This is a genomic window from Pandoraea anapnoica, assembly GCF_902459765.1.
GTDB lineage: Bacteria > Pseudomonadota > Gammaproteobacteria > Burkholderiales > Burkholderiaceae > Pandoraea > Pandoraea anapnoica.
This window is the reverse complement of record NZ_CABPSP010000005.1, coordinates 273,182-292,582: the sequence shown is the minus strand read 5'-3', so window position 1 is coordinate 292,582 and position 19,401 is coordinate 273,182. Positions and strand designations below refer to the sequence as shown.

The following is a 19,401-nucleotide window of genomic DNA, read 5'->3' as shown; positions in this document are numbered from 1 at the left end:
GCCTGTGGTGAAAGTCGTTTGCATAAATTTCGCATAAAAATGTGATTTATTGCGGAGAATCGTCATGCTTGATCTGGATAGCTTCGATTTGGCCCTTTTGGACGCCTTGCAGAAGGAAGGCCGGGCCACCCATCACCAGTTGGCAGAGCATGTGGCGCTGTCGGCGTCGCAGATCGGTCGACGCCTGCAACGGCTCGAAGCCGCGGGCGTGATCGAGGGGTATCGTGTGGTGTTGCGCCCCGAGGCGTTGGGCCTGGCGGTGACGGCGTTCACGACCCTGCGCTTGCAACATCACGGCGATCAGGTCATCGAACGGTTTCAGGCGGAGATCGATTTGCTGCCCGAAGTGCTGGAGTGCCACGCCGTGGTGGGCGAGGCCGATTACCTGCTGAGGATCGTGGTGCCGGATCTGAATGCCTTGTCGGCGTTCGTGATGAAGCGACTGATGCAGGTGCCGGGCGTGGAGAATGTGCGCTCGAACATCGTGCTGAGCGCTTTCAAGCGCAGCAACGCATTGCCGCTGAGCTATCTGTCGAACAACCGTCCGGCGTCACGCTGATCGCTGCCGGTGTCGGGTTCAATCCTCCGGCATTAGCCACGGCTTCACGTAGCGTCCGTAGATCAATGACTGGATAAGCGCGACGGTGGAGCCCACCAACACTTCGATCACGCGCAGCATGGCGAGGCTGAGCTCTTCGTGCAGTCCTTGCCCCTGTCCGCTGAGCGCCGCCGACATCAGAATCACCACCGTAGCTGGTCCCAGTCGCCAGTTCGCCGGATAGTTCTGTACCAGCATGGCGGCGAGCGTCGCGATCGTAATGCCCACCAGCATCGCCGCCAGACCCGGTCCCATCACCAGCAGCACGATACATGCCACGACCGCCCCGGTGATCGTGTTGATCGAGCGCGCCTTGAAGTTGCTGCGGGCCTGCAACGGATCGGGCTCGGTCACGATGATGAGCGAGATCATCGCCCAGTACGGTTCGGGAAAGCCGGCGGCGCGCAGGCCGAACCAGACGATCAGCGAGCCGGTAAGGATCTTCACGAGATAGACCAGCGCGTTCTTCTTCGGGTGCAGAAAGGCGATGGACATGGGCGGCGCGGGTGACGAATGCGAAAAGCGCCAGTGTGACATAGGCCACTTTCGTCTCTGCCCATCCACAAGACATTCATAAGATTTTCGAAGCGAATTCCGAGCGTGCGTCCAGACGATTCCGATCGGGCCGGGGATCCCATCCTAAATATCGTTTTCCGTCCAAGTTCTGTCGGGAAACGGTTCGATATGCCAAAGACTGCGGGTTAGAATCGCTTCACCAGAACCCGGGAGGAGTCCGGCATGCATAGCCGAACGCAACGCGTCTGGCCGACCGCGCCGTTGGCGTGGGCGGCGCTGAGTCTTGGAATGATCATGGCGTCGCCAGCACAGGCCGCTCGCGTCGTAAGCGTCAGCCCGCAGGGCGAGGTCGCCAGTGTGAACCAGGTCGTCGTCAAATTCGACGAAGCGATGGTGCCCGCAGGCGATCCCCGTGCGACGGCGCCCGCTGCTGTACGGTGTACGGATGCGTCGCTGACCGGTGACGGTCATTGGCTCGAACCCAAGATCTGGGTCTTCGACTTCAAGAGCGATCTGCCGCCAGGCGCGAAGTGTTCCGTCGAGATGCGCAGCGGCCTGTCCGCCGTCTCGGGCACGGCACTCTCCGGCACCACGAAATACGCATTCAACACGGGCGGTCCGGCCGTCTCGTCCATTCGTCCCTCGTACGGTCCTGTCGACGAGAACCAGATTTTCATTCTCACGCTCAACGGGGCGGCAACGCCTGCCAGCGTGCGCCAGAACGCCTGGTGCGAAACCGAAGGCTTGGGCGAGCGTATCGGCGTGAAGTGGATCGAGGGTGATACGCGCACGGCGTTGCTCAAGCGTTTCAATCTCGACAAGCAGTCGGCGCGCGTCGTCATGTTGCAATGCAATCGTACGCTTGCGGCCGGTGCGAAGATGCATCTGGTCTGGGGGGCGGGGATTGCTACGCCGTCCGGGGTGCCGACCAAACAGGCGCGCCGTTTCGAATACGACGTGCGTGAGCCGTTCACGGCGAGCTTCAGCTGCGAGCGCGAGAATGCCAATGCGCCGTGCACACCGTTGCGTCCGCTGCGTCTGACATTCAATTCCCCCGTAGCGCGAGACATGGCCGCGAAAATTCGCGTGCAGGGGGCAGGGGCCGAACGCTCGCCGAAGGCCAGCGATTCGGACCGCTCGTCCAGCGTGACGGACGTCACCTTCGATGCTCCGTTCCCGGAGAAGGCCGAACTGACGATCACGCTGCCCAAAGGCTTTACGGACGACAGTGGTCGCGCGCTCGACAACGCCAGCGAATTTCCGTTGAAGACGAAGACGGCAACGATGCCGCCGTTGGCCAAGTTTGCTGCGGCACCCTTCGGCATCGTTGAGCGATTCGCCGAGCCGGGTATGCCGCCGATGTTGCCGGTGACCTTGCGCAAGGTCGAACCGGCGCTGCAAATCAACGGTCTCGGCGTCGCGGGCGAAGCGGCGAAGGCGGGGGGCGCCGGTGAAGCGGGGCGGACGTTGCAATTACGTGTCGACGACGACGCCGAGGTGCTGACGTGGATGTCGCGCGTGCGTCGCTTCGACGAGACATCGATGACGCGCAAGCAGATCGCGCAGGAAATGCCGTCGATCCTGACGGCACCGGCAGCGAAGGAAGCGTTCGGACCCAACGCGGCGGCAATCGTCGAAGAGAAGGTCACGCGATACGACACCCGCAGTCTGTCCCTGCTCTCAGGGCTGCAGGGGGTTCAGGCCCTGACGCTGCCCGTGCCGAAGGAGAAGGATCCCCGGCCGTTCGAAGTGGTCGGTATTCCGTTCCAGAAGCCGGGCTTCTACGTCGTGGAACTGGCGTCACCCTCGCTCGGGGCGGCGCTGTTGGGCAAGTCGTTGCCGATGTACGTGCGCACCACGGTGCTGGTGACCAATCTGGGCGTGCACTTCAAGATGGGCCGTGAGAATGCTGTCGCATGGGTCACGACGCTCGACAAGGGGCAGCCGGTCGCCAATGCGAAGGTGCGCGTGCTCGACTGTGACGGCAGCGAAGTTGCGACGGCCGTCACCGACAAGACGGGCGTGGCGAAGATCGACAAGGCGCTCGAACGTTACAAGTACTGCCAGAAGACCGGCCGCTCGGGGTACTTCGTGGTGGCCCGCACGCAGGGCAACGATCCCGATATGGCGTTCGTGTCGTCTGATTGGGATCGCGGCATCGAACCGTGGCGCTTCCATGTGCCGACCGACGGCGGCAACAGCCCGACCGTGCGCGCGCAGACGGTGTTCGATCGCATGCTGTTCCGTGTAGGCGAGACGGTATCGATGAAGCACTTCATCCGTCAGGAGACGATGCAGGGGCTGGGATTACCGGCGAGCCTGCCGTCGCAAATGACGATCACGCATGAGGGCTCCGGACAGACGTACACACAGCCCCTCACGTGGCGTAACGGACGGCTGGCCGAGAACACCTTCCAGATTCCGCAGGGCGCGAAACTGGGCGAATACGCGGTGACGCTGGACTACACGGACAACGATTCGCGGCCGAAGACCTATCCGCAGTCGCTCGACGCCGGGCACTTCCGCGTGGAGGCCTTCCGCCTGCCGGTGCTGGCCGGATCGATTGGCGTACGCGATGCAGCGAAGTCGCCGCTGGTCAACAAGACCGAAGCGCCGGTGAATGTGCAGGTGAATTACGTCGCGGGGGGACCGGCGGGCAACCTGCCGGTGCGCGTGTCGGCATTGATGCGCGTGCGCGATCTCACGTTCGACGGATACGACGATTACAGCTTCACGCCTTATCGCCCGCCGTCCGCCCAATCGGGCGGCGACGACGACGATCAGGGCAACGACGAAAGTTCGGGATCGAGCGACCAGAAGCTAGTGGCCGATAAGCAACGGCTCGTGCTCGACCGCAACGGGGCGGGCACGCTGACGCTCAAGGACCTGCCGAAGGTCGACCGTCCGAGCGATCTGGTGCTCGAGGCGAGCTTCGCAGATCCGAACGGCGAGATTCAGACGCTGCGCGGTAACGCCACCTTGTGGCCGGCCAACCTGATCACCGGCGTGCGCAGCGAAAGCTGGGTGTCGGTGACCAATAAGCTGCCGGTCAAGGCGCTGGCGCTGGATTTGCAGGGTAAGCCGAAGTCCGGCGTGGCGATGGAGGTGCGCGCAGAGGCGCGTATCACCACGAGCAGCCGCAAGCGGATGGTGGGCGGCTTCTATGCCTACGATAACCGCACCGAGGTCAAGGATCTCGGCAAGGTGTGCAGCGGCAAGACGGATGAGCGTGGCGAGTTGGCGTGCGACGTATCGCTCTCCCAGCCGGGCGAGATCACGCTGGTCGCGCAGGCGAAAGACGACAAGGGCAACCTGAGCACGTCGACGACCGGTGTGTGGGTCACGGGTCGGGGCGAAGTCTGGTTTGGCGGCGATAACACCGACCGGATGGACGTGCTGCCGGAGCGTCGCGCTTACGAACCCGGCGAGACGGCCAAGTTGCAGGTGCGCATGCCGTTCCGTTCGGCAACGGCGCTGGTAGCCATCGAACGCGAAGGCGTGATGGAGACGCGCACGGTGGAGATTTCGGGCAAGGATCCGAACATCTCCCTGAAGGTCGATCCGACATGGGGACCGAACGTCTATGTCTCGGTGCTCGCGGTACGTGGGCGCATCCACGAAGTGCCCTGGTACTCCTTCTTCCAGTGGGGGTGGAAACAGCCCCTGGAGTGGTTCCGTGCGTTCTGGTACGAGGGGCGCGAATATCAGGCTCCGACCGGTCTGGTCGATCTGGGCAAGCCCGCGTACCGGTTCGGTCTGACCGAGTTGCGTGTGGGGACGGCGGGCCAGCGCCTTGCCGTCGAAGTGAAGCCCGATGCCGCGACCTATCCTGTGCGCGGTCACGCGAAGGTCCGCATCAAGGTCTCGCAGCCGGACGGCAAGCCGGTTGCAGCAGGGTCCGAGGTCGCGGTCGCCGCGGTGGACGAAGCGCTGCTCGAACTCGCACCCAACACAAGCTGGAATCTTCTCGATGCGATGTGGCAGCGTCGCAGCTACACCGTCACGACGGCGACGGCGCAAATGGAGATCATTGGCCGTCGTCACTACGGGCGCAAGGCGGTGCCTGCCGGTGGTGGCGGGGGCAAGAGTCCGACACGGGAGCTGTTCGACACCTTGTTGCTGTGGCAGCCGCGCGTGGTGCTCGACGACAAGGGAGAGGCGACGGTCGACGTGCCGCTCAACGACTCGCTGTCGAGTTTCCGGATCGTGGCGGTGGCGGACGACGGTAAGCCCGGTACGCAGGCGCTTGGCTGGTTCGGTACCGGCTCGGCGACGATCCGCTCGACGCAGGATCTACAACTGATCTCGGGATTGCCGCCGCTGGTTCGCGAAGGCGACAACTACCGTGCGCAGTTCACCGTCCGTAATACGACGCAGCACGCCATGCAGGTGCAGCTGACCGCGCGTGCGACGCAACTCACGCTCGCACCGCAGCGCATCGACGTACCGGCCGGGGAGTCGCGTGAGGTGATGTGGGAGGTCACCGCGCCGACGGGGCTGGCCGACACGCGTGCGCAGCGGGTGCTGTGGGAGGTCAGCGCACAGGCACCGGCAACGGGCGGTGCGCCGGCTGCGAGCGACGCCATCAAGGTGGGGCAGGACATTCAGCCGTCCCTTCCGGCGACAGTGCAGCAGTCGGTGCTTACGCAGGTCGAAGGCAGCCTCACGTTGCCGATGGCGCCGCCCGCAGGGGCGGTGGTGGACAGCACGGGCAAGCTGCGGGGTGGCGTGCGCGTCAACATGCAGCCGCGTCTGTCGCAGGGGCTGCCCGGGGTGAAGCGCTGGTTCGAGCTGTATCCGTATGCGTGTCTGGAGCAGCAGGCATCCAAGGCGCTCGGCTTGCGCGACGTTGCGCAGTGGAAGCGCGTGATGGGCACGTTGCCGTCGTATCTCGACGAAGATGGCCTCGCAAGCTACTTCCCGCCGCAGGAAGGCTTCGCCAATCAGGGCAGCGACACGCTGACGGCCTATCTGCTCGCGATGAGCAACGAGGCGAAAGCGTTGGACCCCGCGTACGGTCTGCCGGACGATGCGCTCGCGCGCATGGAGGACGGACTGACGGCGTTCGTGGAAGGCCGCCTCACGCGACGCTTCTGGGCACCGCGCGACGACCTGACACTGCGTAAGCTCAGTGCGATCGAAGCGCTCTCGCGCTACGGTCGCGCCAGCGCCCGCATGCTCGGTTCGTTGACGATCGCCCCGAACGACTGGCCGACATCGGCCGTGATCGACTGGTACGCGATCCTGCAACGTTTGCCCGATGCGCCGCAACGGGCCGAACGCATGGCGCAGGCCGAGCAGATTCTGCGGGCGCGCTTGTCGTATCAGGGCACGCGGGTGGGCTTCTCGACGCAGGGTACCGACGGTCTTTGGTGGCTCATGGTCGGTCCGGAGACCAACGCGGCGCGGCTGGCGTTGCTGATGAACGCGAACCCGGCATGGAAAGACGATATGCCGCGTCTCGTGATCGGCTTGCTGGGCCTTCAGTCGCGCGGTGCATGGTCGACCACGACGGCTAACGTCTGGGGTGGACTGGCGGTGGACCGCTTCTCGGCGCGCTTCGAACGCGATACGCCGACGGGGCAGACCACGGTCCAGTGGCAGCGCGACAATCAGACGAGTGGCGGGGTGCAGAGCGTCGATTGGGACAAGCTCAAGGCAGGCACCGTGCCACCCACCGTGTCGCTGCCGTGGTTGAGCAACGCGGCCGCCGGGACCGACAACGCGCGCGATGTGTTGCGGCTTGAGCAGACCGGTGCGGGCAAGCCGTGGGCGACGATTCAGAGTGTCGCGGCGGTCCCGCTCAAAGCGCCGTTTGCGGCGGGTTATCGCGTCACGCGCAGCGTTCAGGTGCAGGATGCAGCGGACAAGTCCGGCGACAGCTTCGTGCGGGGTGCCGTGTTGCGCGTACGACTCGATATCGATGCGCAGGCCGACATGCGCTGGGTCGTGGTGAGCGATCCGCTGCCGGGCGGGGCGACCGTACTGGGTGGTGGGCTTGGACGCGACTCGGTCATTGCGACGCAAGGCGAGAAGAGCGAAGGCGCGATGCCCGCGTTCGAAGAGCGCGCGCAGGACGCCTACCGCGCGTACTACGACTATCTGCCGAAGGGGCAGCATCGCATCGAGTACACCGTGCGTCTGAACAACGTCGGCAAGTTCGCCACGCCGCCCACGCGCGTCGAAGCGATGTACGAACCGGCGATGTACGGCGAGACGCCGAATGCGCCGGTGCAAGTCGTGCCGGCCAAGCAATAACGCACGGGAGACCGATTGCAATGACGTCGAACTTCTTTGCGCCTGCGGCGGTGCTGCCGCGCGAGGCACGCCGATTCTGGTGGCTCGCCGCGGTGGCGGGGGCCGCGTATGCCGTCGCGTTGCGTGGTGCGCCGTACGCGGATCAGGCCATCGCAAAGGTGTTCCTGTGTGCGCTGCTGCTATTTGCCGCGCTATATCACCGGGTGCCGCGCGAGCGGGTCTGGCTCTGTGCGGCGCTCATCTTCTCGGGGGCGGGCGATGTGCTGCTCGCGCTCCCGGCACTCGCACAGGGCTTCGTGTTCGGACTGGGGGCGTTTCTGGTGGCGCACCTCGCGTACTTCATGCTGTTCTGGCGCGTGCGTCGGCCGTGGGCGCAGGTGCCGCGCTGGCATCGCGTCGCTATCGTTCTGGTGTGGATTGCGGCGGCGCTTCTGTACGCGCTGTACTGGCCTGGCATGGGAGCGTTGAAGGCACCGGTCGCGTGCTACGTCGTCGTGCTCGCCATGATGGCCTCGGCGGCGCTACTGGCCGACGTGCGAGGCGAATGGGCGCCGGTCGGTGCGTTGCTCTTCACCGTATCGGATGCGCTCATCGGTACCACCCGCTTTGTAGGCTCGGTGCCCGCGCAGGAGTACGCGATCTGGATTCTGTATGCGCTCGCGCAGTTGCTGCTCGTGGCGGGCATCATGGCCATCCGCACGCCCGGGCAGGCATCGTCGCCGTCGAATGAGAAAGGATGAAGCCAATGTGCGCAGTGCCTGAGGGGCGTCGTGGAGGCGTTGCGCGTCGTGTCGTACTGAGTGTCGCGATGGCGCTCGGGCTGCTTCAGGCACCGGTCGTCGCACACGCGGTGCCGTCGTTCGACGAGGTGCGTCAGGATTGGCGTGCGTCCGACTGGATTCTGCTGGACCGTCGTGGCGAGCCGTTGCAGCGTCTGCGCGCCGACATGCAGGCACAGCGCGGCGACTGGGTGACGCTGGCCGACGTGTCGCCCGCGTTCCGTGAGGCGCTGATCGTCTCGGAAGACAAGCGGTTCTACGAGCACAGCGGGGTCGATTGGCGGGGCGTCGCCGCCGCCGCGTGGGGCAATCTCTGGCATTCGCGCACGCGTGGCGCGTCCACGCTGACGATGCAACTGGCGGGCTTGCTCGACGACGATCTGCGCCCCAGTGCACGCAACCGGTCGGTGACGCAGAAGATCGGGCAGGCAGCGACGGCGCTCTGGCTGGAGCAGCGCTGGCGCAAGGACCAGATTCTCGAAGCGTATCTGAATCTCGTGCCGTTTCGCGGCGAACTCGTCGGCATCTCGGCCGTCTCGCAAACGCTGTTCGGCAAGCTGCCCATCGGCCTCGACGCGCGTGAGGCGGCGATTGCCGTCGCGCTGCTGCGTGCCCCCAATGCGCCTGCCGGGCGCGTCTCCCAGCGCGCCTGCGGCATTCTGAAGGACATGGGACAAGGGGCCGATTGCAGCGGGTTGGAAGGTTATACGCAGCTAGTGTTTTCGCGTCCCGCGAGCGTGATGACGACGCGCGACGCCGTCAATCTCGCGCCGCATTTCGCACGTCGCGTTTTCAGCGAAAGCCGTCCGCCAGCGGGCACACGCATTACCAGCACGCTTGACGCGAATCTTCAGCGCATGGCGGTGAATACGCTGGGGCAGACGCTGCGCGAGTTGAGCACTCCGGGACGTGCGCGCAACGTGCAGGACGGCGCGATTGTCGTGATAGACAACGCGAGCGGCGACATCCTTGCGTGGGTCGGATCGTCCGGTGCGTTGTCGTCTGCGGCGCAGGTCGATGGCGTGACGTCGCTGCGTCAGGCGGGCTCCACGCTCAAGCCGTTTCTCTACGCGCAGGCGATTGCCGAGCAGCGTCTGACGGCGGCGTCGCTGCTCGACGATTCGCCCATCGATCTGCCGACGGGCGGCGGTCTGTACATTCCCCAGAACTACGATCGTCACTTCAAGGGATGGGTCAGTGCGCGTACCGCGCTCGGCTCGTCGCTCAACGTGCCCGCCGTGCGCACGCTCGTGATGGTCACGCCGCGCCGGTTTGCGCAGACGCTCGTCTCGCTCGGTTTGCCGCTCACGCAAAGCGGTGATTACTATGGCTTCAGCCTGGCGCTCGGCAGCGCCGATGTGACGTTGCTCTCGCTCACAAACGCGTATCGCGCGCTGGCGAATGGCGGTACGGCGAGCGGCATTCGCCAGCGCATGCCCGAGCGTGTCACATCGACGTCGCGAGCTCGAACGGACGATAAACCGGCGGGTAAGAAAGCTAAGGACGACAACCACACGCACTCGGCGGCAGGCACTCCCGTCTTCTCACCGCAGGTGAGCTTCATTGTGTCCGACATGATCGCGGACCGACAGGCGAGAACGCGCACGTTCGGTCTCGACAGTCCGCTCTCGACACGCTACTGGACCGCTGTGAAGACAGGCACCAGCAAGGATATGCGCGACAACTGGGCGGTCGGATATTCGCGTCGCTATACCGTGGGTGTCTGGGTCGGCAACGCGGACGGCGCGCCGATGTGGGACGTCTCCGGTGTCTCCGGTGCCGCCCCGATCTGGCATCGCGTGATGGATTATCTGCATCGTCGAACCGCCAGCTTGCCGCCCGCGCCGCCACCCGGTGTAGAGCATGTCGCAGTGCAGTATGCGGAGCACGTCGAACCCACACGCGAGGAGTGGTTTTTGCCCGGCACGTCGCAGAGCACGATTGCGTTGTCCGCACTCGCTACGAAGGCGCCGAGCGGACCGCTCTGGCGCATTGCCGGGCCGACGGAAGGGACCATCGTCGCACTAGATCCCGACATCCCGCCTGCCAACCAGCGACTGTGGTTTCAGGTGGCCGCAGCGTGGCCCAAAGGCGCGGCGTGGCGACTCGACGGAAAGCCGCTTTCGGGCACGTCGCGTGTGGGGTGGTTGCCATGGCCGGGACGTCACACGCTTGAGCTGGTCGACGCGTCCGGCACGGTGCGCGACAGTGTTCGCTTCGAGGTACGCGGTGCGACCGTCAACGACGGCAAACGCATGCGCAATGCGAGCCGCTGAGCGCATGTGCGCGATGACGCAGCGACATCGCGACGGTCTGACGCGTCGCGACGACACGAAATGTCACGATTAAATTTTGATGTGGCACACGCGTTCACGCGATGCGCGCTACACTGAAATCAGACTTGGCAAAGCGTGACGCGATGTGACGACGACGAGTGCAAACTCCGCCGCCCGAAGGCGTACGCCCCGAAGCGGAGACAATCGATGATCACGCTGGATGCGCATCAAACCGCGCAGTTGTTGCCCTATCCTCAATTGGCCGACGGCATCGAGGCCATGCTCATGGAGATGCGCTCGGGCACCGCGCGCGCCCCGGAGCGTCTGCATTTTCCCCTGACCGAACCCGAACGCGGCCGCCGCACCGGCGTGCTGCTGGTGATGCCTGCCGTCAATCGGGACGTTGCGATGACCAAGCACATCACCGTGCATCCCGAGAATTGCCGTGCGGGCAAACCGTCGATCATCGGCGAGGTGATGGTGTTCGACCCGCACACTGGCGAGCGCCAGATGCTGCTCGACGGACCGACCATCACCGGGCGTCGTACCGCCGCCGTCACGCTCTTTGCTGCGAGAAAGTTTGCGCCACGTCCGAAGGGGCCGGTGCTGATCGTCGGTGCGGGTGTGCAGGCGAGGGCGCATCTGGAGGCCTTCGCGGCAGGCATGGGCACGCGTCATTTCATGATCTTTTCGCGCAGTCCGGAGCGCGCACATGCGCTGGCCGATCACGCCGCGACGCTCGGTGTAGAAGCGACCGTGGTCGATGCCATCGAGCCCGTACTCAATACCGTCAGCATCGTGATCACGGCGACGACCAGCAGCGAACCGGTGCTGCCGGACAGCGACGTGACGCGCTGGCGCGACGACATTTTCGTTGCGGGCGTGGGCGCGTTTCGCCCGGACATGCGCGAGTTGCCGCCGCAGTTATGCCGCGACGCCGCCGTGCGCGGCACGCTGGTGGTCGATACGTGGGAAGTGAAGCACGAGGCGGGCGATCTGCTGCACGCCGCCATCGACTGGGGACGTGCCGCGCCCTTGATGGACGCCATCATTACCCCCGACCGTTTCCGCTCGAGCGGGCCGGTGCTCTTCAAGAGTGTGGGCTATGCGCTGTGGGATCTCGCGGCGGTGTTGTGCGCCCGCGCGAATCTTGCGAAGGATGGTGTGCCAGCCACCTAAGCCGTTAGGCGGGCAACGCAAACGGCACGCCTGCGGATGCCGCCGTCGGCACCGGGTATCCCGCTGCCGTCCCCGGCGTAATTATATGTACCGGCAGGCCCAGCGTCGTTTCGATCAGATCGGCACGCATCACTTCATGTGGCGTGCCGGTGGCGAGAATGCGTCCGTCGGCAAGCAACGCCATACGGTCGGCGTGACGCGCCGCGAGGTTCACGTCGTGCACGATGGCCATCGCACCGAATCCCCACGACTTTGCCAACGTTCGCGTGAGCGACAGCAGATGATGCTGATGGGCGAGGTCGAGCGCCGCCGTCGGTTCGTCGAGCAACAGGTAGCGCGGCACCGACGGGGCCGACGCGCTCTCGTTCGGACTGTCCGGCCACAACTGCGCGAGCACCCGCGCGAACTGCACGCGTGCCCATTCCCCGCCTGAGAGCGTCATCACGTCGCGATGGATCAGCGACAGCGCACCTGCCTGTTCGAGGGCGAGTGCCGCAATCTCTGTATCGCTACGGCTCGCCTTCGGAAACGGCAGACGCCCCATCGTCACGATCTCCAGCGCACTGAACGGGAACGATAACTGGGCCGTTTGCGGCAGCACGGCGCGCAGACGCGCCAGCGCCGCCGTCGAGTATTGCGAGAGCGGCGCACCGTTGAGCGTGATCGCGCCGCTCATGTGCGTGCGCGGCGGCAACGGCTCGCCCGCCAGCGCCTTGAGCAGGGTGCTTTTACCCGCGCCGTTCCGGCCAAGCAACACAAGCAACTCGCCGGGACGAATGTCGAGCGAAAGGCCGTCGAGCACGGGCGAATCCGAGTGGGCGATGGTGAGGTCGTAGGCACTGAGCATGGCGATGTCCTGATGTTGGCCGGTGTCGTCAGTCGGCAGAGGCTGTGGTCGTGGCGGTGGTCTTCTGGTGAGCGTAAGCGGCCGTCACAGACCGAACTGCCCGCGGCGTCGCCACAGCAGCATGAGGAAGAAGGGCGCGCCGAGCAGCGCCGTCAGAATGCCCAGTGGCAATTCGGCAGGCGCGACCCACGTGCGGGCAACGAGGTCGGCGAGCAGCGTCAGAATCGCGCCGAAGAGGGCTGCCGCAGGCAGCACGGCGCGCGGGTCAGGGCCGACCACCAGACGCACGATGTGCGGCGCAATCAGACCGATAAAACCGATCATGCCGCTCGACGCCACCAACGCACCCACGCACAGCGCGCACGCCACCATCACGCGTCGTTTGACCGATTGCACCGCCACGCCGAGGTGCAGCGCTTCGGCCTCCCCGAGGAGCAACGCATTGAGCGAGCGACACTGCGAGGCGAGGGCGACGATGCCTAGCGCGACCGGCCACACGATCACCGCGAGCATCGACCATTGCGCGCCGCCGAGACTGCCCAGCGTCCAGAAGGTGAGTGTGCGCAATTGCGTATCGTTCGCGAGATACGTCAGCAAGCCGATGGCGGCCCCGGAGACAGCATTGATTGCGATACCTGCGAGCAGGAGCAAGGGCAGAGCGAGACGGCCGCGTCCGGCGGCCAGACGATAGACGAGGGCCGTGACCCCCAGCGCACCCACAAACGCCGCCAGCGGCAGCATCCACAAGCCGAGCGACGCCGCGAGCGTGGCAGGCAGCAACACCGCGCCGAGCACGATCACGCCGGCGGCACCGAGCGCTGCGCCGCTCGCCACGCCGATCAGCCCCGGATCGGCCAGCGGATTGCGAAAGAGCGCTTGCAACGCGGCACCGGCCGCGCCGAAGCCTGCGCCGACCAGCACGCCCAGCACGATGCGCGGCAAACGGATCTGCAACATCACATTGCGCGCCTGATCTTGTGCAAAGTCGCCCGTCGCACCACGGAATAGGGCGGCAATGGCGTCGGCGGGAGCGATGCGATATGCGCCGCCACACAACGCGGCCAGCACGGCGGCGGCGAGCAGGCCGACGAGTACCGTCATGACGATCCAGCGCGGCGGACGCCGACGTGCAGCACCGGCATGGCGCGGGACGTCGGGACGGTCGGTCGAGGCATTGGGCGTCGCGGTCCGGCTGCGGCTGGACGCGCTGGACGAACTTGACGACATGGGCTTCGGAATCGGAGGGGCGGCTGACATGGCAAGGATGACTGGCGAGTGGCTGGCGAATGACGGGTTCGGGGCCGGAGGACGGAGATTGGGGTGACGTCACGAAGTCGCTCGCAACGTCACGCCACGCTCACGCTGATGCCCTCAGGCGCTGTGCACGCGCCTGGCGAGCTCGGCGACCGCTTGCGGCAGACGCGGGCCGAAGCCGAGCAGATACAGGGCGTCGAAACTGACGACGCGTCTGGCGCGACCCGCCGGAGTGTTGGCGAGTCCCGGCTGCGCGAGCAGCGTGGCGGCCGGGTCGGCGGGCGACGGTCCCGTCGTGGTCGTGAGCAGCACGTCGGGCTGCGCAGCGACGGCCGCTTCGGCCGTCAGCGGACGGTAGCCGTTGAACCCGCGCAGCGCGTTCTCGGCACCGGCGTAAGCCAGCATCGCATCGGCGGCGGTGTCCCGCCCCGCGACCATCACCTGATTGCCGGTATGACCGAGGATGAACAGCACGCGCGGACGCTTCTGAATGCCGTACATCTCCTCGACCTTGCCACGCGTCTGAATCCAATCGGACATGAAGCGGCCTGCCAGGTGTACGCCTTCGTCGTTGAGCTTCATCGCGTTCGCGACACCGCGAATGTTGTCGCGCACCAGCTCGGCCGTATAACCGTGCTTGAAGTGCTGCACGGTCACGCCCGCGGCGGCGATCTGCGACAGCACGTTGGGTGGCCCGGCTTCGGCGCCCGCGAGCAACAGATCGGGATGCAGCGAGAGCACACCTTCGGCCGAGAGCGTGCGCAGGTAGCCGATCTTGGGCAGCTTGGTCGCGGCTTCCGGGTACAGGCTCGTCAGATCGTTGGCGATCACGCGATTCTGCGCGCCGAGGGCGTAGACGATTTCCGTCAGCGCGCCACCGGCGACGATCACGCGCTTCGGGCCGTCCTTGGCGACGGACGCATCCGTCGCCGCATGCGCCGCGCCTACGAGGGCATGCGGGAGCAGCGCGCCCAGCCATGCGCCAGCTGCGAGCGTCGCACCACCGCCGAGCAGGGCGCGACGCGAGACGCGGGACGCCCCGCGTGCCCCGGGGGTGTCTACCGGATTGTTCTCGTCGGGCTTGTTCACGCTGACGCCTCCGCAACCCCTTGCGAACCCTCCACACGCGCCAGCGTCGCGCGCCAGTCTTCGCGTTCGGCCTGACCCGGCTTGCGCTCGCCGAAGAACATGGCGATCACCATGCCCGAGGCGTCGAGCAGTTCCAGCGACGAGACGATGCCGTCCGCCGTCGGCTTGCGCACGATCCACGCGGTGTCGACGAGGTCTTCGCGCAGGTGCAGATTGAAGCCCGGGTCGAGGATGTTGACCCACGGACCCATCATGCGAATGTTCTTCACCGGGCCGGTGTGGATCTGGATCATGCCCGCATTGCCGACGAACACCATGATCGGCAGATCGGTACCTGCGGCATCTTCGAGCAGCGTACGGACCGAGGCGGACGACACGCGCTGTGCGTGACCGGCGGGCGCGAGACGCAATGCCTGTGCGCGCGACACACCGTGACGCTTGAGCATGTCGAAGAACTGGTGCGTGTCGGACATCGCAAGCCAGTCGCGCTGGAAGGCGTCGGCGTCGATGTCGGCGTCGGGGGTCTCGGCCTTCGGGGCGTCGGCAGCGACAACATGCTGCCCCGGCGTCTGATCGTCTGCACGGAAGCGAGCGACGAGCGCTTCAAAGGCGCCGACGTCGCTGTGATCGCGCAGGAACATCTTGTGTACGGCGGTGCCAGCCTTGTCGAAGAATTGCAGCGAGCGACGCGGGCCGTTTTCCGTCGGCGTTTCGACGGCGTAACCGTAGGCCCACTGGTGATAGAAGATGCGCAGGTCGAGGTCCTTGCCCAGCCCCAGACCGATGGTGCCCTGATGCGAGAGTTTTTCGTACTGACCGTCCTTCTCGTGGACAGCGGCGTTATTGCGCGTGAGCGCCATGACGCGTCCGAGCGCAGGCAGCGCTTCGACGATCTCGGCGAATTCCGGACGCAGGCGCACGACGTGCTCGCCGACGAATGCCGCGACCGTCTCCCCTTCGGACACACCGAGCGCGGCGGCGGCGTCGCGATCGCGCAGGTTCTGTTCCGTCTTCACTCGTTGGAATTCGCTGCGCAGACGCGTGACGTCGGCGAGCGCGGGGAATGCCGGGCGGGCGGTGGAAGTGGCGTTTTGAGCGTTCATCATGGCGATTCCTTGAATAGCGTGTTTGCTGGCGATAGCGGATGGCTGGCATGCGTCGGCGAGGCGCAGCTCAGACATTGAGCTGCTTGCGCCGGCGCGGTTCTGACGACCGATCTCGACGGATCAGTACTGAAGCTTCAGGCTCACAGCCACGCTGCGGCCCGGCGCCGAATAGGCATCCTTGACGTTGGAGTTGTCGGCGAGGTTGCGAACGTCCGACCAGTTCCAGTACTTGCGGTCGAACACGTTGTAGATCCCGGCGTACACCGTTGCGTGCTTGTTGATGTGATAGCCACCGGACAAGTCGAACACGATGGAGGTCGGCGGTGCCCAGCAGTTCTGGTTTTGTTGCGTGCCGGCCGTGCAGCTCTTCGCGATCTGGCTTTGCGACTTCGCAGCCTGGAACATCAGGTCGGCCTGCGCGAACCACGTGCTGTTCGGCTCGTAGCGCACACCCAGAACCATCGAGAACGGGTTGATGGTGTTGAGCGGCTGGCTCGCAGCGCCGTTGTCTTCGGTCGTGCCGTGCGTGTACGCCATGGCGGTGCGCAACGTGATGCCGCCCTTGAGCGCCCACGTCGCACGGCCTTCCCAACCCTGAATGTTGGCGCGGCTGAAGTTGACGTACTGATAGATGAGCGGATCGTTCGGACGTCCCGAGCCGCTGATGTTCTGCTGCGAGATGAAGTTGCGGTACTTGCCCGCGAACACGGCGGTGCTGTACGTCACGGGGCCGAGCGTGGTCGCCAGACGGCCGCGCAGACCCAGCTCGATGGTGTCGCTCGTCTCGGGCTTGAGGTTCGGGTTCGCGATCGACATGTAGCCGAAGATCGGATTCGAGAAGCCGTTGTTGACCTGATCGGGGGTCGGCGTGCGGAAGCCGCGCGCGTATTGCACGTACGGAATCAGCGATGGCGCGATTTCGTACATCACCGCGATGCGCGGCGAGAAGGCGGAGTCGTTCGACGATGTCGGCTGCACGCGCGCCCCCGATGCCGTCTGCGAGACGTAAAGCGGGTCGTTCTGCTTGGGCGAGAGCCAGTAGGCGTCGTAACGGATACCCGGCGTGACGGTCAGCGCGCCGTAGCGGATTTCGTCCTGAAGGAACGCGCCGAAGAGCGTGTAGTTCGTGTCCGGGAAGGCCTTGTTCGGGAACGATTCACCCACGCCCGGCACGGTGCCGTTACGGTAGCTGGTGATGTAGGCCAGGCTCGCGTCGGTGCCGTACACCAGCTTGTGCGCGAGCGGACCCGTCACAAAGTTGCTCTCGGCTTGCAGCGAGCCGCCCACAGTGCGTTCCTTGTACGTGTTGTCGCGCGTACGGTCGCCCGCCGTGCGTTTTTCGTACGAGTACTGGCTGTTCTTCGCGTCCTGGAAGTACACCAGCGCGTGTGCGTTCTGGATGTAGGCCTGCGAGGCGTCTTTGAAGTCGTAATCAAGGCTGACGCGGTTGCGCTCCAGACGATCGCTGGTATGCAGGCCGAGCGTCGTGGGCGGACTGACGGCGGATAGCACGTCCGAATCCGTGCGACGACGCACGTTCTCGGCGGTGAGCTTGAACGTAGAGAAGGGCGTGGCCTTGAAGACGAGCTTGCCGAGGACGGAGTCGCCGTTGGTGTCCTGCGGGTTCGCCGTCGTACGCGCGGTGCTCGCAGAATTGTTCGAGCCCTTGCCGTCGAGTTCGTGCCCCTTGTTGCCGTCCACGATCAACATGCCTTGCCACTGCTCGCCACCCCACGCGGCCTGCGCGGTCGTGCCGAAGCTGCGGTCCATCGAGTTGTAGTACGGACGCAGCGAGAAGTAGGTGGACTTGCCGAACACGTCGAGCAGGTCCTGCGGATCCTTGGTGAGGAAGTTGGCGACGCCGGTCAGGCCGTCGCTGCCGTACAGCGAAGACGCCGGGCCGCGCAAGATTTCAATGCGGCGCAGCAGATCCATGCCCATGTAGTCGCCACGGCCGGCTTCGAGCGGACCGAACGAGTATGAGGAGGGCATGCGGATACCGTCTTCGAACAGCGCCACGCGGTTGCCTTCAAGACCCCGGATGTTGATGCTCGAATTGCCGTCGCGACCGCCGCCGGCCGCGGCCGAGGCCGGACGATAAGGTGCACGACGCACGGTCACACCGGGCTCGTAGCGCAGCGCTTCCTTAATGTCCTGCGCCTGCTGTTCCTCGATGTCCTGATCGGTGATGACCGAGATCGAGGCCGGCGTACGTTCGCTGGCTGTCGGTGTGCGCGTTGCGGTCACGTTCACCTCTCGCAGATTGGCTTCGGCGAGCTGAATCGGTACGTTCGGCGATGCCTGCGCGAGTTGAATCGTCTGCGCGGACTGGACGGGTTTGGCAGGCTGCGCCGAACCGTCGGTCGGGGCCTGTTGCGCGAAAGCGGCAGGCAGCCAGAACGCGGCAAGCACCGCGCCTGCGAGAGGATGCAGACGCCGGCGTGACTCGGACGCCGGTTGGCGTCGCGAGGCTTTGGTTCGTGCGCCCTGCATGGCGCTGGTTGAACCGTTGGCGCCGTGTTCCCGGCGCATGGACATGACAAAGGCGCGGCCCCCGCCGCTCGACGACTGCTTCACTGCTGGCTCCCAGTGCAAAAAACCCCGTTGCTGGCTGGCAAGCGCTCGTGGCAATCGGCGTGTGAGCGGCGTCTCTCGACGCTTCACTACACGCTGGCAGGCGCGGCTGGCGAAAAAATCTCACGCCACCCGGCCGCAATGTTCGGCCTTGAGACGAAGAGCTTGGATAAAGACTTAAATGAGAATCATTTGCATTTTTAACGAAGATCCTCCGATCCGTCAAGAGGGCATGTTGTGCAATGTCAACGCATGGGAAGTAGCGGAAAGCGTACGAAATCGTCCGAAGTCAGATGGGCAAGCTCGTATCGAACTTGATTTCACGCAGTACAACGCTGGTTTTAACGTTAGAAACCGCAGGAAGACGGAAGATGTGTTCGTGCAGGAAGGCGTCGTACGCCTTGATGTCCGGCGCCACGATCTTGAGGATGTAATCGGCCTCGCCGGTGGTGCTGTAGCACTCGGTGACTTCGGGACAGGTGCGAATCTCGCGTTCGAACTGCTCCGTGCCGCCTTCCGTGTGACGCGTGAGTTGCACGTGGGCGAGGGCGCACACATGCAGGCCGAGCTTTTCCCGGTCGAGCAGCACCGTGTAGCGCTGGATCACGCCACTTTGCTCCATGTCCTTGATGCGTCGCCAGCACGGCGTGGCCGACAGGCCGACGTTTTCAGACAGTTCCTGTGCCGAACGGCGCGAGTCGATCTGCAGCAGACGCAGGATTTGCCGCGCAAAGTTGTCGAGTAATTCCATTTCCCGAAATCGCCTTTTGCGAAATGAACGTTTCTTATTGTGCGCCGAAAGGAGTGAAATAGTAAAAATCTTTCTCGGGCCTCCCCATACACTGCTTGCATAACCGACGTGTTCACGCGCAATACGCAACGCCGTCGAGACGAACAGAACAAATGCCCCCGAAGCACCGCTGGC

Annotated in this window: 12 protein-coding genes; 5 read left to right on the top strand and 7 right to left on the bottom strand. The window is 65.0% G+C overall.

The window, feature by feature from the left end:
• Nucleotides 1-64 precede the first annotated feature (64 nt).
• Entirely contained in the window at nucleotides 65-559 is a 495-nt protein-coding gene (locus PAN31117_RS11240) for an Lrp/AsnC family transcriptional regulator (protein WP_039394205.1), read from the top strand.
• A gap of 18 nt (nucleotides 560-577) precedes the next feature.
• Here the strand turns inward: PAN31117_RS11240 and PAN31117_RS11235 are convergent, their stop codons facing one another.
• Nucleotides 578-1,093: an FUSC family protein gene (locus tag PAN31117_RS11235; RefSeq protein WP_150738238.1), complete on the bottom strand. Its 516-nt coding sequence runs from the start codon at nucleotides 1,091-1,093 to the stop codon at nucleotides 578-580.
• Between the two features lie 243 nt (nucleotides 1,094-1,336).
• Here PAN31117_RS11235 and PAN31117_RS11230 point away from each other — a divergent pair, with 243 nt between their 5' ends.
• The 4 genes from PAN31117_RS11230 to PAN31117_RS11215 all read left to right on the top strand — a co-directional run bounded on the left by PAN31117_RS11230 (nucleotide 1,337) and on the right by PAN31117_RS11215 (nucleotide 11,606).
• Nucleotides 1,337-7,372 (top strand): Ig-like domain-containing alpha-2-macroglobulin family protein, encoded by a 6,036-nt coding sequence (locus tag PAN31117_RS11230; protein WP_150738237.1) that lies wholly within the window; start codon nucleotides 1,337-1,339, stop codon nucleotides 7,370-7,372.
• A 20-nt stretch (nucleotides 7,373-7,392) separates the two neighbouring features.
• Nucleotides 7,393-8,112, top strand: a complete 720-nt coding sequence (locus PAN31117_RS11225) for a lysoplasmalogenase (protein WP_150738236.1) — start codon at nucleotides 7,393-7,395, stop codon at nucleotides 8,110-8,112.
• A gap of 5 nt (nucleotides 8,113-8,117) precedes the next feature.
• Nucleotides 8,118-10,427, top strand: coding sequence for a penicillin-binding protein 1C (gene pbpC, locus PAN31117_RS11220; RefSeq protein ID WP_150738235.1), 2,310 nt, complete (start codon nucleotides 8,118-8,120; stop codon nucleotides 10,425-10,427).
• Between the two features lie 207 nt (nucleotides 10,428-10,634).
• Nucleotides 10,635-11,606 carry a delta(1)-pyrroline-2-carboxylate reductase family protein gene (locus PAN31117_RS11215; RefSeq protein ID WP_150738234.1) on the top strand — a complete coding sequence of 324 codons (972 nt, stop codon included), beginning with the start codon at nucleotides 10,635-10,637 and terminating at the stop codon, nucleotides 11,604-11,606.
• 4 nt (nucleotides 11,607-11,610) lie between these two features.
• Here PAN31117_RS11215 and PAN31117_RS11210 read toward each other — a convergent pair whose 3' ends face one another.
• The 6 genes from PAN31117_RS11210 to PAN31117_RS11185 form a co-directional block, all read right to left on the bottom strand.
• Nucleotides 11,611-12,453, bottom strand: a complete 843-nt coding sequence (locus PAN31117_RS11210) for a heme ABC transporter ATP-binding protein (protein WP_150738233.1) — start codon at nucleotides 12,451-12,453, stop codon at nucleotides 11,611-11,613.
• Nucleotides 12,454-12,537: 84 nt separating this feature from the next.
• Nucleotides 12,538-13,680 carry a FecCD family ABC transporter permease gene (locus PAN31117_RS11205; protein ID WP_174990913.1) on the bottom strand — a complete coding sequence of 381 codons (1,143 nt, stop codon included), beginning with the start codon at nucleotides 13,678-13,680 and terminating at the stop codon, nucleotides 12,538-12,540.
• Nucleotides 13,681-13,824: 144 nt separating this feature from the next.
• Complete coding sequence (locus tag PAN31117_RS11200) at nucleotides 13,825-14,721, bottom strand: heme/hemin ABC transporter substrate-binding protein (protein WP_174990919.1); 897 nt, start codon at nucleotides 14,719-14,721, stop codon at nucleotides 13,825-13,827.
• A 71-nt stretch (nucleotides 14,722-14,792) separates the two neighbouring features.
• Nucleotides 14,793-15,902: a hemin-degrading factor gene (locus tag PAN31117_RS11195; protein ID WP_150738231.1), complete on the bottom strand. Its 1,110-nt coding sequence runs from the start codon at nucleotides 15,900-15,902 to the stop codon at nucleotides 14,793-14,795.
• A gap of 120 nt (nucleotides 15,903-16,022) precedes the next feature.
• Nucleotides 16,023-18,440, bottom strand: a complete 2,418-nt coding sequence (locus tag PAN31117_RS11190; protein ID WP_370855748.1) for a TonB-dependent hemoglobin/transferrin/lactoferrin family receptor — start codon at nucleotides 18,438-18,440, stop codon at nucleotides 16,023-16,025.
• Nucleotides 18,441-18,765: 325 nt separating this feature from the next.
• On the bottom strand, nucleotides 18,766-19,227 hold the full coding sequence (locus PAN31117_RS11185; RefSeq protein ID WP_039394177.1) for an Lrp/AsnC family transcriptional regulator: 462 nt from the start codon (nucleotides 19,225-19,227) through the stop codon (nucleotides 18,766-18,768).
• Nucleotides 19,228-19,401 lie beyond the last annotated feature (174 nt).